Annotated in this window: 14 protein-coding genes; 4 read left to right on the forward strand and 10 right to left on the reverse strand. The window is 40.1% G+C overall.

All coding sequences use genetic code 11. The features are described 5' to 3' along the window. Nucleotides 1–59 precede the first annotated feature (59 nt). The 5 genes from GM920_RS20030 to ileS form a co-directional block, all read right to left on the reverse strand. A complete protein-coding gene (locus GM920_RS20030) occupies nt 60–374 on the reverse strand; it encodes a hypothetical protein (RefSeq protein WP_182960806.1) in 315 nt (104 codons plus the stop codon). Nucleotides 375–576: 202 nt separating this feature from the next. After that, the gene (locus tag GM920_RS20035; protein ID WP_182960808.1) at nt 577–1,281 is read right to left on the reverse strand and encodes an SIMPL domain-containing protein; all 705 of its coding nucleotides are present in this window, start codon (nt 1,279–1,281) and stop codon (nt 577–579) included. Between the two features lie 208 nt (nt 1,282–1,489). After that, complete coding sequence (locus GM920_RS20040; RefSeq protein ID WP_182960810.1) at nt 1,490–2,092, reverse strand: lipoprotein signal peptidase; 603 nt, start codon at nt 2,090–2,092, stop codon at nt 1,490–1,492. After that, nucleotides 2,092–2,475, reverse strand: coding sequence for a TraR/DksA family transcriptional regulator (locus GM920_RS20045; protein WP_062550535.1), 384 nt, complete (start codon nt 2,473–2,475; stop codon nt 2,092–2,094). Before GM920_RS20045 ends, GM920_RS20040 begins: the two co-directional genes overlap by 1 nt. A 4-nt stretch (nt 2,476–2,479) precedes the next feature. Further along, nucleotides 2,480–5,872, reverse strand: a complete 3,393-nt coding sequence (gene ileS / locus GM920_RS20050) for an isoleucine--tRNA ligase (protein ID WP_182960812.1) — start codon at nt 5,870–5,872, stop codon at nt 2,480–2,482. Between the two features lie 240 nt (nt 5,873–6,112). Here ileS and GM920_RS20055 point away from each other — a divergent pair, with 240 nt between their 5' ends. After that, nucleotides 6,113–6,358 (forward strand): isoleucyl-tRNA synthetase, encoded by a 246-nt coding sequence (locus tag GM920_RS20055; protein WP_182960814.1) that lies wholly within the window; start codon nt 6,113–6,115, stop codon nt 6,356–6,358. Between the two features lie 108 nt (nt 6,359–6,466). Here GM920_RS20055 and GM920_RS20060 read toward each other — a convergent pair whose 3' ends face one another. Next, complete coding sequence (locus GM920_RS20060; protein ID WP_182960816.1) at nt 6,467–8,851, reverse strand: phosphocholine-specific phospholipase C; 2,385 nt, start codon at nt 8,849–8,851, stop codon at nt 6,467–6,469. 218 nt (nt 8,852–9,069) lie between these two features. On the opposite strand from GM920_RS20060, the gene GM920_RS20065 reads away from it, so the two are divergent. Then, nucleotides 9,070–10,527 (forward strand): PQQ-dependent sugar dehydrogenase, encoded by a 1,458-nt coding sequence (locus GM920_RS20065; protein WP_182960818.1) that lies wholly within the window; start codon nt 9,070–9,072, stop codon nt 10,525–10,527. Here GM920_RS20065 and eboC read toward each other — a convergent pair. Continuing rightward, nucleotides 10,520–11,413: a UbiA-like protein EboC gene (eboC, locus tag GM920_RS20070; RefSeq protein ID WP_235964594.1), complete on the reverse strand. Its 894-nt coding sequence runs from the start codon at nt 11,411–11,413 to the stop codon at nt 10,520–10,522. The two genes, GM920_RS20065 and eboC, sit on opposite strands and share 8 nt — an antisense overlap. A gap of 264 nt (nt 11,414–11,677) precedes the next feature. Then, on the reverse strand, nt 11,678–12,829 hold the full coding sequence (locus GM920_RS20075) for a glycoside hydrolase family 88/105 protein (RefSeq protein ID WP_182960820.1): 1,152 nt from the start codon (nt 12,827–12,829) through the stop codon (nt 11,678–11,680). Nucleotides 12,830–13,091: 262 nt separating this feature from the next. On the opposite strand from GM920_RS20075, the gene GM920_RS20080 reads away from it, so the two are divergent. Both GM920_RS20080 and GM920_RS20085 read left to right on the forward strand, forming a co-directional pair. Next, entirely contained in the window at nt 13,092–13,913 is an 822-nt protein-coding gene (locus GM920_RS20080) for an SMP-30/gluconolactonase/LRE family protein (RefSeq protein WP_182960822.1), read from the forward strand. 6 nt (nt 13,914–13,919) lie between these two features. Next, nucleotides 13,920–15,023, forward strand: a complete 1,104-nt coding sequence (locus GM920_RS20085; RefSeq protein ID WP_182960824.1) for a DNA alkylation repair protein — start codon at nt 13,920–13,922, stop codon at nt 15,021–15,023. A gap of 255 nt (nt 15,024–15,278) precedes the next feature. Here the strand turns inward: GM920_RS20085 and GM920_RS20090 are convergent, their stop codons facing one another. Both GM920_RS20090 and GM920_RS20095 read right to left on the reverse strand, forming a co-directional pair. Continuing rightward, nucleotides 15,279–16,244, reverse strand: coding sequence for a collagen-like protein (locus tag GM920_RS20090; protein WP_182960826.1), 966 nt, complete (start codon nt 16,242–16,244; stop codon nt 15,279–15,281). A gap of 684 nt (nt 16,245–16,928) precedes the next feature. Next, nucleotides 16,929–17,220: transposase (locus GM920_RS20095; protein WP_182960828.1), on the reverse strand; the 292-nt coding region annotated here is incomplete at its 5' end.

Raw genomic sequence — 17,220 nt, forward strand, 5'->3', positions numbered from 1 at the left:
CAAAAAAAAACCTTCTCCATTACGGGGAAGGTTTTTTTATTCATCGGTAGATGATACAGTTATAATATTAAGATTAATAACAGAATGATAATGATAATCGCTCCAACAGAAAGATAAACACCACCACCTAAAGCTTTAGATTGTTTTTTTAACTCTTTAAGTTCTTTACGCAGTTCTTTTTTCTCTGTTCTGGATAAATTAGATTTATCCATCGTCTTGATTTCCTCTACACGTTCTGTAATTCTTCTCAATTGAACCTGTTGTTCAGCGGTCATTTCCGTTGGATTTTTCTCAGACTTTTCTGCAGCAACAACAGTGTTTGCGCTAACGCCCAGCATAAAGATTAAGGCTAACGAGTAAATGAATTTTTTCATGTGATTAGGGTTTTTGTGACTTACTAGGGTATAACAAACAAAAAACCTACCAAAAATTAATGGTAGGTTTTTTATCAAAGATTTTCAGCTTAAAAAAACGTTGTTTTTAGTATGCCTGAGGCATAAAGAGAATTATATTTTAATTTGCTATAATCCTCCGCATCCTTAAAAAGGAAATGAAGTGTGTGTTCTTGTGGTCAGCTTATCTGATCTCAAACACGGTATTCATGGTGTAATTTAATTTTATCTTTTTGAAGTCAATCTCCGGAGCTGCTGCGCCAGCCATATCCGCACTTTCTGCTGATTTCATCATCATCACATTGCGGTACATTGGCTGAGGGTAAGATTCATTGTTCAATTCTTGAATATCAATTATACCTGCTAACTTATCTCCGATCGCTTCTACCAGGTAAGTAGCTTTCGCTTTTGCAGCTTGTAATGCTTTTATTTTCAATTCTTTTTTTAACGTTTCAATTTTCGAATAATCATAACTGTCGATATTGGTATAAGCAATGCCTTTCGGATCGATATCACCCATGATCTCATTGAATTTATTTAGATCACTCACTTTTAGACGATATTGTTTGCTCACTAGAAAATCAGGGTTTTTCTTTTTCTGCGTGATGGTATAGCCGGATAAATTGTTGATCGTTAAATTCTCTTTAGCAATGCCTGCAGTTTGAACTGCGTTGTACAATTGGCTTTCTAAAGTGCTGATCTCTACTTTTTTCTTGCTATTGTTGTCTTTTAAATATTCTTTTAAGGAGATGCTGATGTAAATGATATCCGGAGTAACTTCTGCTTCTGCAGATCCGCTAACGCTAATTTTTTTTCTCAGGTCTACTTGTTGAGCCATGGCACTTAAACTGAATAAGGCAACAAAGGCAAGGGCAAATAACTTTTTCATAATAGATGTTTTTCTTTTTGTGTATTTGATAAGAAGATGTAAATATCAGGCCAATTCCATATCAACCAGAGATACAATTTCTCAAATATCGCTTAACTCATTCATAATGAGTTGTATTTTTTGTTAAAAATCTTTGTCTCGAAAGGTCTGGAAAATAAAAAAGCCCGTAAAACAATTGCTTTACGGGCTCAACAGATTTTATGATGTCTTAATCTTCTGCAATTTCATTGTTGATGCCAATCTCCTCATTGATCTCCTCTTTGAAATAAGATTTCTGATAAATCAGGATCAGGATCACACCGATAGAGATCGCTGCATCTGCCAGGTTAAATACAGGTCTGAAGAAGATATAATCTTCACCACCCCAGATCGGTACCCATTTTGGAAATACGCCTTCTACCAGCGGGAAGTAGAACATGTCTACTACTCTTCCATGAAACCAACCTGCGTATCCGTAGATCTTTCCATAAAGCACCGAGTCAATGATATTGCCCAATGCGCCCGAAAAGATTAGGGCTACATTCATAATTAATCCTCTGTGGTATTTTCTCTGGATCAGGTAATGTAAACCATATCCAATTCCTGCTACCGCAGCAATTCTAAATAGAGAAAGGGATAGTTTTCCAAATTCACCGCCAAATTCAAGGCCAAAGGCCATTCCATTGTTTTCAGTGAAGTGAATAATACACCAATCTCCAATAATCTTGAACTCTTGTCCAAGGTACATATTAGTCTTTACCCAGGTTTTAATCAGCTGATCGGCGATTAAAACAAAAAAGATAATCAGTAAAGGTTTAGTGTATCCCTTCATTAGCTCTGCTTCAATTTAGCTTCCATACTTAGCGTAGCATGAGGAACAGCACGTAGACGTTCCTTCTGAATCAGCTTACCTGTTTCGCGGCAAATGCCATAAGTTTTGTTCTCAATACGTACTAATGCGGCTTCAAGATTCTCAATGAATTTTTTCTGACGTGCAGCCAGCTGATTCAATTGTTCTTTCTCTAAAGTTGCAGAGCCATCTTCTAAAGTTTTATAAGTTCCTGAAGTATCTTCAGTTCCGTTAGAGTTCGGGCTACTTAATGAGCTGGTCAGGGAAAGAAATTCTTCTCTCGCCATGCGTAGTTTTCCTTGAATAAGTTCTTTAAACTCTTGAAGTTCACTATCAGAATACCGTGTTTTTGTAGCTTTTTCCATAATATTATTGTTTTGCGATCGAAATATCTAGTTCAACATCATCTATAACGATTTTGTTTCCACCTTCTAAATTATCTATTAAATTAATTTTATCTGCTAAAATTTCTGAACAAATGTATGTTTTATTTTCAGCTACTGCATTGGCAATCAGATTATCGTTCTGTAAAGACACGGTAATGCGATCTGTAACCTCAAAGTTTAATTCTTTTCTTAAGTTCTGGATTCTATTTATTAGCTCACGCGATAAACCTTCTTGCTTCAATTCCGGAGTAATGGTCACATCTAAAGCAACGGTTAAGTTACCCAGATTTGTCACCTGCCATCCAGGAATGTCTTCTGCAATGATCTCCACATCAGACAATTGAACTACGTAAGCCGTGTTTGGAATCTGGTACTCGCCAGTTGCCTCAAAGCCCGCAAGATCTTCCTGGCTCATGTTACTGATCAGGTCTGCCACTAACTTCATTTCCTTACCAACTTTAGGCCCTAAAGCTTTAAAGTTAGGCTTGATTTTTTTCTTAATGAATCCTGCAGCATCAGTGATGTACTCAATCGATTTGATGTTCGTTTCCGATAAAATCAATTCTTTTACCAACTCTACCTGCTCCGCGAATTTTTTATCCAATACTGGAATTAAAATCTTCGCCAATGGCTGACGAACATTAATGCTGCTCTTTTTACGTAAAGAAAGCACCATTGAAGAGATGTTTTGTGCCAGTTCCATACGCTCGTTCAACGCGGTATCAATCAAGGAATGATCTGCCTCGTTCCACAAGGTTAAGTGTACCGATTCTGAAGCATCCTTAGCCGTTACAGAAAGATTCTGGAACAACCAATCAGAGAAGAAAGGAGCTACCGGAGACATGATCTGTGCGATGCTCGTTAAACAAGTATATAAGGTTTCGTAAGCTGCTTTTTTATCCGCAGTCATCTCACCTTTCCAGAAACGGCGACGAGATAAGCGGATGTACCAGTTGCTCAAATGCTCATCCACAAAAGTTTGGATGGCTCTTGAAGCCTTAGTTGGCTCGTATCCCTTGTAGCTCTCATCTACTTCTGCAATTAAGGTCTGCAATAAAGATAAAATCCAACGGTCTAACTCACTGCGTTCTGCGATAGGCGTTTGATTTTCCTCATCAATCACAAACTTATCAATGTTCGCATATAAAGCGAAGAAGGAATAAGTGTTGTAAAGGGTTCCGAAAAACTTACGGCGAACCTCATCGATACCATCGGTATTAAATTTAAGGTTGTCCCAAGGTGAAGCATTGCTGATCATGTACCAACGTGTGGCATCCGCACTATAAGTATCAATTGTAGCAAATGGATCTACACCATTGCCCAATCGCTTAGACATTTTATTACCGTTTTTATCCAGCACCAAACCATTAGAGACTACGTTTTTAAACGCTACTCCTGGATTTCCTACTTTCTCATTGATGGCTTTAATCTCCTCGCTAGACTCACTTAACATCACCGCAATCGCGTGTAAAGTAAAGAACCAACCACGTGTCTGATCCACACCTTCGGCGATGAAGTCAGCAGGATAAGCATTCGCAAATTCTTCTTTGTTTTCAAAAGGGAAATGCCATTGTGCATAAGGCATGGCACCACTATCAAACCAAACATCAATCAGGTCCAATTCACGTACCATTCTTTCGCCGTTATCAGCGGTCAGAATCACATCATCAACATATGGACGGTGCATGTCTTTAAGCTCGAAGCCAGCTTCCATATACCCTGCGGCAACGGATTTCTGGATTTCTGCATTCAGTTCTTCGATAGAGCCGATACATTTTTCATGCTTTCCATCTTCTGTACGCCAGATCGGAAGTGGAGTACCCCAATAGCGCGAGCGCGATAGGTTCCAGTCTACCAGGTTTTCCAGCCAGTTGCCAAAACGGCCTGTTCCGGTAGCCTCAGGCTTCCAGTTGATGGTTTTATTTAAAGCCACCATTTTCTCTTTTACAGAAGTAGTTCTGATGAACCAGCTGTCTAAAGGATAATAAAGGATCGGCTTATCAGTTCTCCAGCAATGTGGGTAACTGTGTTCATATTTCTTAACGTCGAAAGCTTTGTTGTCTTCTTTTAACTTGATGGCGATAAGCACATCAGTAGGTTTGAAGTCAGCAGCAGCACGTTCTTCGTCCGAATAGTATTCTTCTTTTACATAACGACCGGCAAAATCAGATACCTCATTCACAAACTTACCTTGTTTGTTTACTAAAGGTGCATCATTACCATTTTCGTCTTTGATCAATACAGAAGGAACGCCAGCTTCTTTGGCGATACGAAAATCGTCCGCACCAAAGATAGAAGCGGTATGTACAATACCTGTACCATCTTCTGTAGTCACGAAATCACCAGGGATTACGCGGAAAGCATTCGCTTCCAAATCCTCATTAGTCACATAAGGCATCAATTGATGATAATGTAAACCAATCAGGTCTTTACCAATAAATTCTTTAGCAATCGTCCATGGGATCAGTTTATCACCAGCTTTATAATCTTCCATCGCAATTGCTGCGGCATCCGCTTTAAAGTGTTTTCCTACCAGATCTTTGGCAAGAATCACACTCACCGGAAGGAAAGTATAAGGGTTAAACGTTTTCACTTTCACATAGGTGATTTTCTCGCCAACAGCCAAAGCACAGTTGGAAGGTAAAGTCCATGGGGTAGTGGTCCAGGCAATAATTGCGGTTTCTTCTGCTTCATTTTCAAAAAGCTCAGCCATCAATGGATGGTTCTGGTCTTTTTTAAGGAAAAACTGAGCCGTAATTGAAGTGTCTTTCAACATCTTGTACGTACCCGGTTGGTTCAGCTCATGAGAGCTCAATCCAGTTCCTGCAGCAGGAGAGTAAGGTTGTACTGTATATCCTTTGTATAAAAGACCTTTGTCGTAGAACGATTTTAAGATCGACCATAAGGACTCAATATATTCGCTTTCGTAGGTTACATACGGGTTTTCAAGATCTACCCAGTAGCCCATTTTCTCCGTCAGGTCATTCCATACATCCGTGTATTTCATCACCTCCTCTTTACAAGCAGTATTGTATTCTTCCACGGAAATTTTCTTTCCGATATCTTCTTTAGTAATGCCTAATTTCTTTTCTACAGCAAGCTCAATAGGCAATCCATGGGTATCCCATCCGCCTTTACGCTTTACCTGAAAGCCTTTTAATGTTTTGTAACGGCAAAAAATATCTTTAATCGCACGTGCCATCACATGGTGAATCCCGGGCATCCCGTTTGCCGAAGGCGGACCTTCATAAAACGTGAATGGGTTCGATTTTGAACGCGTAGAAATACTCTTCTCAAAGATGTTTTCCGCCTTCCAAAATTCAAGTATATCTTTTCCTATTTTCGCTAGTTCCAGCTGTTTAAATTCCCTATACATCAATCAAGTATCTCCAAAAAATTAAGGTTGCAAAGTTACGTTTTTAGAATTTAAAAATGTAGTTTTTATCTATAGCAATACGCCAGGAAGCCTTTACAAACCGAAGGTTGTTATTATTAAGGACGTAAATTAGGAAAAAAAATAGATTTATCTATTCCTCGCGGGCATACAGCGGGATTTCTTTTTGAACATTGGTTTGGTTTTTGTTAATAACAAACGATAAACTAATTACCTCTTATTATGATCAAAGTAATGAAACTTCAGAAAGCGGTATGGGCCATTATCCTCGGGGTAATCGCATTGGTTGTCTATATCATCATGGTGACAAGCGATCAGCCAGGTAGTATTTATGCACTCGAAATCGCAGGCGTGTTTTTTATGGGCGCTGCGATTCTTTTTTTATATCCGCTATGGACGGCCAAAGAAGATGTTCGTGGGGAAGTAGAACTTGATGTCGAAAAACAAGAAGAAACGGAGACAAAGTAATTTGTACGGAGCCCTGGAGTAGGGCGGCCAATAAAGAAAAAAAGCAAAGCCCCCAATAGTATTAGTCTGCCCCCAAAAAGTTAGACACGATTTGGGGGCTTTGCTTTTCTAAATTACACCAGCCATAAATGGATCGGTAATCCCGGCTTCACCGGTTTCCACATGGCCCGCATACTGTTTGCTAAAACCATCGTGGCCACTCACTTCAATAGAGAAGTCATACCAGGACTTACTTTTCTGTAAATCTACAATCACTTTAGCTTTTCCTTTCGCGGCTAAAGTAATCTCCTGGGTTTTGTCTTTCTGGTAAGTCAGGTCTTTGATCTTAATTTTCAATACGCTGGAACCCTCATTTTCCAATAGTAACTGGACATTTCCCGTTAATTTTTTACTCAGTAAACCACTGCGTTCATAATCGCAACTGGTTTTTAGTGCCGGATCTTTATGATTCCCTTTAAACTGTCTGAAGAAACCATTTGGGCCTGTGATACATAAATGATAATGTTCTTTTTCAAAGTCTGATAGTTTCAAATGATCGTTAATCTGATCACCGGCAGCCACTGCATAAGACCAGGTTTTACCTGAAGCTTGCTGGTACTTCCCGCGACTGTACATTAAAAACGGTGCGCCCACTGGAACTAACTTTTGTCCGAAGTTTCCTTTTCCTGATTCGAAATCTACCTGGATGGTTTTACTAGCCGGATCTAGATGCACATCTGCAAAAAGTTGGTAGGGTAGGGCACAAGCCGGTTTGGTCCCTTTTTCCTGCTGCGGCATCACCGATGGAGAAGCAGGATCAAAAGCGGAATGGCTATTGATTTTTGCGATTTCGGCGGCGGTTAAGGCATCTGGCTTAACCTGTGCCGGTTTATGCTTTGCATTTTGAATTCCGGTAATCACCGCTTCTTTTTTCAAAGCAATAACAGGATTCGAATGGTCTGATTTGGCAGGTCTGAAAACAGAGGTTAAATCACCGCAAATTGCCCTTCTCCAACTGCTAATGTTATTACTTCTGATCTTTTTCCCAGTCTTTTGACTCAGGAAGTTTTCCAGGAACATCAAATTGGAAGTATGGTCGAATACCTGGGAATTTACGTAGCCACCCTTGCTCCATGGCGAAGCAACCAGCATCGGTACGCGATAACCCAGTCCAATCGGACTGCCTTTTTGCAATTCATAATCTGGCGCAATGTCCAGTTTTTCTGAAACCTTTCCGGTACTGCTATCACCGGGCTTCGGCACCACATATGGTGGGATATGGTCGAAGTAACCGTCATTCTCATCATAAGTCAGGATGAAAATCGTTTTCTTCCAAACCTCAGGGTTTTTGGTCAGGATATCTATGGCTTCAGATACATACCAGGTGCCATACAATGGAGAACTGGTATGGTCAGAAAATCGTTGCGGAGCCACCAGCCAGGAAACAGTAGGCAATTTGCCTTGGTCAACATCAGATCGGAACTGATGAAAGATGTCGTTCTTTGGAATGTTTACCGTTTCTTGATTTCCCTGATCATTGGTAAATGTAAAAGGAGCGAGTTCCAGGTAGTTTTCCGGAGCATGGATGTTACTGGCAAAAGCTTTATCGATCAGGTTTTTCTCCCGATCGCTTAGTTTATTGTATTTATCGGTTACTTCTGCAGCAGTTAGCGGTGGTTTGGCCGTTTTATCACCGTTTTTTCTGAAGTAAGCAGCGAGTTTGACATTATACCGTTTCACATATTCAATGGCATTATCGCCGTAATTTCCCAACCAGTCGTCTACGTTATCGCCAGGAAGGTCTGCAGTCCAGATCTCATTCTGATAGATTTTCCAGCTGACCCCATTATCCTCCAGCAATTCTGGAAAAGTATCCCAGTCTACAAAAGCATTTTCACGGGATTCCGCTTGGGAATTGTTGACTGCTGCAATGGAAGTTCCATTTTGTTCTGGCCTGATGGTACCCGTCCAGAAAAACAACCTGTTTGGGGTGGTACCGGTTAAAGAAGAACAAAAATTATGGTCGCAAATGGTGAATGCATCTGCCATCGCATAATAAAATGGGACATCAGTCCGGTCATAATAACCGAGGCACAGGTGCGATTTTACAGGTACCCATTTGTTGTATTTTCCCCCATTACGCGCAGCCAGTTGGTCCGACCAGGAATGCGGTAATCCACCTTGCCAGGTGATTTTAGTCTTATTGATGTCTACATGGAAAGGGGCATAAGTTTTTCCGGCAGCATCTTGCTGTAGCCAAACTTTATCCTGATTGGGAAGTGTAAACGTCCTTGGATCATTAAATCCACGTACCCCTTTCAGCTTTCCAAACATATGGTCGAATGATCGGTTTTCCTGCATGAGGAACACCACATGTTCTGCATCATAAAATGTTGATCCAGGGTCGGCACTGATGGCCATTGCTTTTTGGATCGACATAGGGAGTACGTTTGGGAGTCCGGCAGCTCCGGATAACAAAGCTGCGTTCTTTAAAAATGATCTTCTGGAATTCATTTGGTTGTAGGTTTGTGTGTATCCAAATGTAATAACATTGACCTTAAAATTTTATTTTCTAAACCAAAAATGGCGACCGTGAAGTTAAAGTTGTTACAAAGCAGGAAAGGATAACCTTAACGTAACAATTTTTATAGAAAAGCTTCACATTTTGACTGCCGTTTTCTCTGGATTTATACGTATTTTACGTGTCCAAACACCCTAAACCGAATTTTAATATGATAAAGTATCTTGGCAGCGCACTCGTTCTTGGGGGCGTGTTGACCACCTTAATGAGCTTTGATGATACGCCTCAGCTCAAGACTCCGGTAAAAGCATTACAGAAAGCAAGCTTTGCCGATCATCGTCTAATGGAAGAAAAGGCGGCCTTAAACTATCGCAATTTTTGTGGCGGTTGCCATGGGGAGAAGATGGATGCCTTTGTGGACCGACAATGGAAACACGGAAACAAAAAAGAAGACTTGGTGAAGGCGATAAAACATGGTTATGCCAATGAAGGAATGCCTTCCTTCGATTCTGCATTTAACGATGTTGAGATTAAAGAACTTGCCGATTATATTATAAAAGGTATCAAAAATGTGGACCGTTACGCGGCTTCAGATAAGCCTACCAGCAATATTTTTAAAACAGAAACCATGACCATTCGTCTGGATACGGTAGCAAAAGGAATGGATGTGCCTTGGGGAATGGCCTTTTTGCCTGGCCAGGAGCTGTTGGTTACCGATCGTACCGGCAAACTTTACCGCGTCGGAAAAGATAAATCCTTGCAAGCCATCAACGGTGTACCTGCACTTTTAAATAAAGGACAAGGTGGATTGATGGATGTGGTATTGGATCCGAACTTCGCTAAAAACAAAACCATCTACCTGTCTTATTCTAAACCTAAAACAGAAAATGGTGTGGTATTGGCAACAACAGCGGTATTAAAAGCAAAATTGGAAGGCAATCAGCTGACCGATCAAGCGGATATTTTTGTAGCAAAACCATGGTCGCGCACCCAGCACCATTATGGCTCCAGACTTGCTTTCGGTAAAGATGGGTATCTATATATCTCTGTTGGAGAGCGTGGAAATGAAAAGGAAAATCCTCAGGAGATCAAAGGAAATGACTTGGGTAAGATTCACAGGATTAAAACAGATGGCAGCATTCCATCGGATAATCCTTTTGTGAAAACTGAAGCTGCATCAACTTCCATCTATACTTATGGAAATAGAAACCCACAGGGAATGACCATCCACCCACAAACCGGTGCAATTTGGGAAAATGAGCATGGGCCAAGAGGAGGTGATGAGATTAATATCGTGCAGCCAGGTAAGAACTATGGCTGGCCAATCGCCACCTACGGTATCAATTACAATGGTAAAGTGATTAGCGATGTCTCTGAAAAAGAAGGGATCACTCCACCAGTACATTATTGGATTCCCTCTATCGGCCCAAGCGGAATGGCTTTCGTTACTGGAAACCGTTATAAAGGATGGGAAGGAGACCTGTTGACTGGTTCTTTGCGCTTTCAGTACCTAAACAGAAGTGTGCTAAAAGATAATAAGGTGACTAAAGAAGAGATTCTTTTCAAAAATATCGGCAGATTAAGAGATGTAAGAATGGCACCAGATGGTTATATCTACATTGCTGTAGAATCTCCGGGGATCATTTACAAACTAGTACCGGTTAATTAACGGTAAAGTTTTTATTCAGCCATAAGGATAAAGGGAGTAATAGCAGGATGATCAATGCGATATACCAGATGCCAAAAGCGCTGGCCCATGCAGCATTGAGTAAGATCAGGGCAATTATTCCCGCCTTTACTGACTTGTTGATATTCTCTCCAATAGGATTGTCCAATGCTTTGAATAATGGCGTGAAGATCATCAGGTAAAAAGGAATGATAAACAGAATGGTCATTAGGAAAAAACCTTTGCTATTCGCGATAAACAGAATACAGGCAATCACGAAAGCATATAAAAACGCCGCAAGATACAACGAGGTTTTACTTTTATCATTTCCTTTCCTTCTATTGATTATGGTGAGAGAAGCAATGTAAGCAATTGGGATAATGGCAATCACCAGCCACCATATTTCCGGAGTTCTGGAAAAAATGCTTACCCCTAAAAGCAGGTTTAAGCCTCTGCACAAGCCCATGTTTATCGGTCCTATAATGGTGAAGTGTTTCGACCATTTGTCATACGTTAAAGCTGCAATCAGAATCATTAAGGCAAGTACAAGAGAAGTCAGGTTTACTGCCGCTGCTGCAACAACGCCTACTGTAAAACAGATCCCTCCAAATACTGCAGCATCTTTTTGTGCAATTGCACCACTTGGTATCGGGCGTCCTGGACGTTCTTTTTTGTCTTTTTCTGCATCAAATACATCATTAAAGATCACACCACCGCTATAAAGTCCGAGGGTGGAAATGCAAAGTAGCAAAATAGGGAGGAGGTGTTCGAAGTCGAATGCAGTGGTTAAAAAGTATCCTGAAATAGCAATCCCCGCAAGTACATCTGCAACAGAGGCAACCAAGTTGGCCGGACGCATGATGGTAATATAGGCGATTTGCTTCTTCAAAGGATGGTCAGTTTAAATGATACGATATGGAAAAGCAATAGCTGCCTCCTGCCGTATAACAAAGTAAATTAGGTTTAGGTTGGTTTATTACTGCAAATAAACATATAAAAAAAACTAATTAACTCTAATTTATTCTTTTGATAACTGTTTTTCTAATGAAAAGAGAGGTTTGGGGGTGTTTTTTTAGGAAAACACCCCCAATTCTTTGATGAAATCTTTAATAAAGTCAAAAAGTAGCGTTGTTGAGCTTTTTGCTCCTAAGTTTTATTTGCTGAGTAATGCTGTGGCGCACCATAAAATAGGTGCCTGTCCATGCAGATCTCCGGTGTTTCGTTTTCTGTCCAGATAATATTGACGGTCGTTCTTTTTGTTGGTTCCTTCACACACATCCGTAACATCCGCATCGGAATTAATATAGCTGATCAATCCCAACCAGCCCTTTCTAGCGGCCTGGCCATAGATTTCCTGATCTAGCCATCCGTGTTTAACACCTGTAATCATAGCGAAAGTAAACATTCCTGTTGCCGAAGTTTCCGGCCAGGCTTCAGGATCATCAATCAACTGATTCCACATCCCATTTTTACCTTGGTATTTAAGTAGGGAGGCCATCATGTCTTGATATCCTTTCATGATTCTCGCTCTATTGGGATGCTGTTTAGGTAAAGAGCTTAGTAATTCAGCCATACCTGCCGCCATCCAGCCGTCGCCTCTTCCCCAGTAATAAGGAACATCTGGCGCATGGTAAAATAAGCCATTTGCTTTTTGAAGTTCATCCAGATAAAACACCATTTCTTTGGCTGCGCGGTCGATGTATTTCTGATCTCCGGTACTGCGGTAAGCTTGAGCTTGCAAGGCAGTGATCATGTACATATCGTCGATCCAAAGTCTGGTTTGCCAGGTATATCCTTTGCTGTAGAAGTCATGGGACTCCGGCTTTACCCTTGGTCCTTCTGGTGGTCCCCATTGCTTATCGGCAATGGAGAGCCCCATATCCAGGTATTTCTTATCTTTTGTCTGTTTGTATAATTCTAAAGGAACGGCGCCAAATACACAATAATCCACATGATCAGGCACAGGAATCATTTTCGCCTCTGCTCCAAAAAAAGGCTCAAATCGATCTGCCAATTGCTTGACCAAAGATTTGTCTCCAATGGATTTTGCGAAAGTTAATGCGCCATACCAGGCAACAGACTCTGGGTAGGTGATTACTTTTGGAGGCCCTGGTTTATTGAAGTTGGTGTGTGGAATGGCTACAAACCGAGCGGCAACCCTGCCGCCGATTTCCTTAGGAGAACTGCCTTTAGGCCAGTTTTTCAAATCGGCTGATTTGGATTGGGCATATAAGCTGGTAGCCCCACAAAAGAATAACGAGAAGATAAGGCTGGTTAAACGGCCTGGGGAAACGCGATTGTGCATAGTGTTTCTGTGGTTTATTTTGGTTTGGTTCGGAATTGAAATTTTGCAGGTTGAGTTTTTCTTTCTCTCGCTATTTTAAAGTTAACTTTTATTCGAGTTCTGAAAAACGCCTCTTTTTCCTGATGACCTTATTTTTAGCTGTTTATGATGATAATCGATCAATTATGATCATATAGTTTATTAATTTGCTAACTTGAGACAGTAATTTTAATACCTGAATTATTTAATTGCAGTCGTTCAATTCATTAAACAACACATAAACATGAAAAAATATTTCCTCCTAATCTCTTTGGCCTTTTTGTCCATCTCTTTAAAAGCACAGAAACAGTTGGTGAAACTCTGGGAAACTGATAGCGTTGTTAATATGCCTGAATCAGTTTTACACGATCCTAAGGCCAATATTTTGTTTGTTTCTATCATGGGGAATGGACCGGATGAGAAAGATGGGATTGGAGGAATAGGGAAGATGCAACCGAATGGAAAAGTAATTAACCTGGACTGGGTGACTGGATTGAACGCGCCCAAAGGCCTGGCAAAATTTGGCAACTTATTGTATGCTGCGGATTTGACGGAGGTAGTTGTGATAGACATTGCTAAGGGGAAAGTGATCCGTAAAATTCCCATTGAAAACACAAAATTCTTGAATGACATCACTGTGAGTGATCAAGGGATTGTATATGTGTCTGATACCAGAATCAAAAAAATCTTTAAGATCGAGAATAATGTTCCTACGCTGTATTTGGATAGTCTGTCTGGAGTGAATGGATTAAAAGCAATTAAAAATGACTTGTATATTCTGGCTGGTAAGCAATTTTTGAAGGCCGACGCAAACAAAAAGATAACGCAAATTGCGTTGTTGCCTGCTCCAGGTGATGGATTGGAACCAGTGGGTAATGGTGATTTTATTTGCTCTAGCTGGGGAGGATATGTCTATTATGTAACTGCAGATGGAAAATGTGAGGTCTTGTTGGATACCCATTTAGAAAAGAAAAATACGGCCGATATTGGCTATGACCCGGTAAAAAAGGTCGTTTTTATCCCTACGTTTTACAAAAAGACGGTGATGGCTTATCAATTGAAATAGCCTTTTATGAGTAGTCTACTTAAAAACATATATTCTCCGGTATTTTATCAAGGGCTGTCGGAAGTACTGATACAAACCCTTCCTTCTTTTGATCACAAGAAATTCATGATGGAAATCTTTGATGAGGACTTTGAGAATAAAGAGCTGAAAGCAAGAATGAGGCATACGGCAAAGGTGCTTCATCAGTTTCTCCCTGCAGATTATGGGGAAAGAGTAGATCTGCTTGTTGAAGTTGTTCAGGCACTTCGTGTGGCCCGACAAGGGGAAGATAGCCTGGCTTATATGTTTCTTCCTGACTATATTGAAACTTATGGCATTGATGATTTTGAAAACTCAATGAGAGCCATCGTTTATTTAACACAGTTTGTGAGCTGTGAATTTGCGGTAAGGCCTTTTATGTTGAAGTATGGCGAACGGATGTTGTCTCAGATGACCGCATGGTCTTTACATGAAAATCATAAAGTAAGGAGGCTTGCCACGGAAGGAACAAGACCAAGATTGCCTTGGGCCATGGCATTACCGGAATTAAAAAGAGACCCCAGGCCAGTTTTACCTTTATTGGAAAATCTGAAAAATGATCCTTCAGAATGGGTCAGGCGAAGTGTCGCAAATCACCTTAATGATATTGCTAAGGATCATCCGGCATTGGTAATTGAAATCGCAAAGCAGTGGAAAGGAAAGCATAAGGAAACTGATGCAATCATTAAACACGGTTGTCGGACTTTATTAAAGCAAGGTCATGTCGAGATCTTAAAGCACTATGGTTTGGACAGCGAACATGTTCATGTGGGTAATTTTCAAATCTCGACACCGGTTACGCAGATAGGTGGAGACCTGCATTTTTCATTTGATCTATTTAATGCACTTCAGGAAACACAAACCATCAGATTGGAATATGGACTGTATTACAAAAGGCAAAATGGCAGCTGGTCTAAAAAGGTTTTTAAAATCAGTGAAAAAAGTTATGCTGCTAAGGAAGAAGTGAAGGTGTCCAGAAAGCAGAGTTTTAAATTGATTACTACGAGGAAGTTTTATCCTGGGATACAGCAGTTGTCAATTATAGTAAATGGTGTGGAAAAGGTGCTAAAAGAGTTTGAGTTACTTTATTAACAGCAGTTTCTTAGCTTATAAACATGTTATCAATAGTTTACTAACGGCTTATGCACATACTTATCCACATAGATTTCGAGCGATATTTTCGGTTTATTTTATTGATTAATAGTGGTTAGTGATTTTTTTGTTTTCACTGAAATGTGGATAACTGTTTTGGATGTTAACTAACATTAAAAACAGTTGTTATTAACGCATGAAACCCTTTCTCCAATTGTATTGGAGAAAGGGTTTTTTACAATTTTTAAAAGGTATTTATTTAATATTTAGATTCAGGAAGTTTTCCACTGCCTTTATATTTTTTGTATCGATGTGATTGGCGGACATAGACTTTGTTAAGGATGCAGGGATGGTGACTACTTTAACGTCAAATCTGTAACCCATTACAAAGATAAAGTGATTAGGGTCGGCGCTGTCAAATTCACCCTTAATTAGGATGTGATCGTTTTTGTTGCTGGAGTTAATCACAAAGCCAGGTTCATCAATATATGAGGACCAGCTACTTTGCGGGTCAGTAATATTTCTTAGGTAAACTAATACAAGTCCATAGTCATTGTCCAGGATGTAATTGGCTGGTGTAAGTCTTAATTTGCAGTTCCATTGGAAAAGACCAGGGTTGACACCAGGAACTATAATTACTTCAGGAAACCCTTGAAATCTGTAAAAGGAAATATTGAAGTTGTTTCCGCTACCAGAGTCACCTTGAGGGCCTCTAAGGCTTATAGATCTTCCCCAGGTGCCAGCCGTTTTAGGTCCATAAAAATCTGCGGTGGCGGTGTTGATGTAGAAATCACCGATGTTTCCTAAAGATAGATCTGGTGCATTTGTTCCATTTAAAATGGTAGAACCATTGGTGCCGTTTGATCCGTTAGCGCCATTTGATCCATTAGTTCCATCTGCACCGTTGGCACCGTTTGATCCGTTAGTACCATTTGATCCATTAGCTCCGGTTTGTCCTTTTAAACTAACAGAGGTATTCCAGGCAGAACCTGCTTTTGGACCGTAAAAAATACTGGTTGTTTTGTCGATGTAGTAGTCTCCGTCTTTTCCTAAAGTTGTTGCTGGTATGCCTGTTCCAGATAAAATAGCGCTACCGTTGGCTCCAGGAGCTCCTGCAATGCCTTGTTCACCGGTATCTCCTTTGGTGTCTGCATTTTTCTCACAGGAAGAGAAGGTTACTACTGTTAATGCTAATAAGTAAAAAATTGATTTACAATTCATGATAAGTGTTGGGTAAGATTTAATAATTAGTGTTAAATATTGGTGTGATTTTTTTGCGAAAATAGCTGCAACAATAGATTTCCTTAGGAAGTTAATTCTATAGTTTGCGGTGTTCAGGTTAAGAAAAATAACTTATGCAGATGGTTTCAGGGTAAGTTGAAAAGGGTAATTTTTATACTGCGGTTAAGAATGGGTAGTTGTGTTTTCTGGAAAAAATAGGATAACCTATTAAGGAGAATCCCGAAGGCTTCCTGTGGGCAAAATGAGTTTGAGAGCATTAAGTAAATGAGATAAGCGTAATTTGTAAAGCGTTAACTATCCTTCTTCTGTAGCTCCATTTTAAGGGAGGAGCACAGTTTAAAAATTTTGGCGAAATTATGAAAACACCGGATAATTACAACATTTATGTTTATTTTTTTCAATGAACTGAAGAAAATGCTAGTTTTTCTTTAAGATTGAGCGAGCTGCGGTGTTCGAGCTCCTCTCGAGGTGCTGTCGTATTGAGTATAGGTTTTCACAATGATTGGAAGGTGGTTGGATAATGGTTGGATGATCCTTCCAATATCCCAGGGACCTTCTAACGATCCTGTAAGGGCCTTGTGAATATGTCGAAATTTCGAAGACAGTTGAGGTGGATCTGGATCAATCCCAAAACTTGTGGAGCACTGATACTTTTTTTCGATTTTATGCATACAACTGGGTTAGCCTGAAAAGGAAGAATTCAATATTTTTTACCCCTCTAAATTGCGATCTGAGTGCCTTTATCTTTGCATTAAAAGATTCCGCTGAAGCATTCGTAGATCTACGATCAAAGTAATTTAATATAGTTTGGTAATGGTTCTGTATCGACTTTGCAATGGTATTGAAGGACTTGAAACCTGTTTGCCTTACTTTCTCATGCCATTTGGCCAGATTGGCTAGCGCAAAGACCTTGTCTTTTGTGTTTTCGAATAGCTGACTAAGACCCATACTTAGT

This window comes from Pedobacter gandavensis (assembly GCF_014172405.1).
GTDB lineage: Bacteria > Bacteroidota > Bacteroidia > Sphingobacteriales > Sphingobacteriaceae > Pedobacter > Pedobacter gandavensis.